Origin of the sequence: Nitrobacter sp. 62-13, from assembly GCF_001896955.1 — a bacterium.
Taxonomy (GTDB): Bacteria; Pseudomonadota; Alphaproteobacteria; order Rhizobiales; family Xanthobacteraceae; genus Nitrobacter.
On record NZ_MKRN01000034.1, the window covers coordinates 4,322 to 5,478 of the forward strand.

A 1,157-nucleotide genomic window follows, 5' to 3' on the forward strand; every position below is an offset into this window, starting at 1 on the left:
CCAATGCCATTGCAGCGAGCACGAGGCACACAGAAACGGGTTTACTGAAAGCCGGTCTGGCCGGGACGCCCATCGAACTCATTGTCCCATCTCCCGCGACCAGTTGATCGCATTGACGTAGATGCCGAGCGGATTAGCGCGGAGCCTTTCGGCATCGCGCGGAGTCTGCAGAACGACGGTTAGGATGGCGGTCCAACGCTCGGTCACTGCGAGTTGGCCGTTCTCGTAGCGGCGCTCGATCCAGGCGACGCGGAAGCTGTCCGGCGATGCCCGGATTACGCTGGACACCTCGACTGCGACCTGCTGTCTGCCAACACGGGTGAACGGATCGTTCGCCCGTGCATAGTCGTTCAACGCCGCTGCGCCACGATCGGTGGTGAATTCATAAGCCCGCAGCCAGTTCTGGCGCACGACAATGGGATCGGCAGGCAGCCCACGGACGTGCTCGATGAAGCGCGCAAGGTGGTAGGCGATCTGCGGATCGGTGGGGCGGTAGTCCGCGACGGCAGGCGCCACGGCCTGGGCCTGGCCGAGATTGTCGACCTGAACCACCCATGGCACCACGGTGCCACGGGCAGACTGCCAAACGAGCGCCGCGGCAAATCCAGCGGACAGGAACAGGCAGCCGAACGCCATGAGGCGCCAGTTCTTTGCCTGCACGCGAGCCGAGCCAATCCGCTCGTCCCATGCCTGAGCCGCGCGCTGGTATGGCGTCTCGGGTTCGGGGGTCTTTCCGTAGTGTGTCGATGGCCGTTTGAACATCATTGGTCTCGCTGGGAGAGGTTGACGGAGGCGCCGCCGCCATGGCTGTCGCCACTACGGATCGCGTGAGCGGCGGCCATCACGCCGTGCGACATGTGCTGAGAGCGCTTCATGCGGCGGGCCCAGGCCGGCGGACCCTCAGACGTCGGCGCAGAGGATGCCTCGGCAGCACTGCCACCGACGCTCCCCATGGTCGAAGCGCCGCCCGTCGCTTCGAAAGCCGACTGAGCGCCCCGCGCGTAGCTGGTTCGCATGCTGTCGGCAGCGCGGGTTGCAGCGCGACGGAGCGGCGAGACCGTTGCGCTGCCGGCGGCGCGGGCAACGCCACCGAGGCCCGAAGCCAGGCCGGCAGCGCCGGATTGCCCGCCAGCACCAAGGCTGTAGGCAGTTGCCGC

General features: G+C 66.7%; 1 protein-coding gene and 1 pseudogene. Both read right to left on the bottom strand.

The window, feature by feature from the left end:
- Positions 1 to 78: 78 nt before the first annotated feature.
- Entirely contained in the window at positions 79 to 762 is a 684-nt protein-coding gene (trbF, locus tag BGN91_RS04470) for a conjugal transfer protein TrbF (RefSeq protein WP_292610890.1), read from the bottom strand.
- A pseudogene (locus BGN91_RS04475) lies at positions 762 to 1,157 on the bottom strand (P-type conjugative transfer protein TrbL); the annotation flags it as partial. The pseudogene BGN91_RS04475 and the gene trbF, both read right to left, overlap by 1 nt.

What these genes read in the sequence shown, in the direction of transcription:
- trbF (WP_292610890.1), bottom strand. Translation starts at nt 762, where the DNA reads ATGTTCAAACGGCCATCGACACACTACGGAAAGACCCCCGAACCCGAG.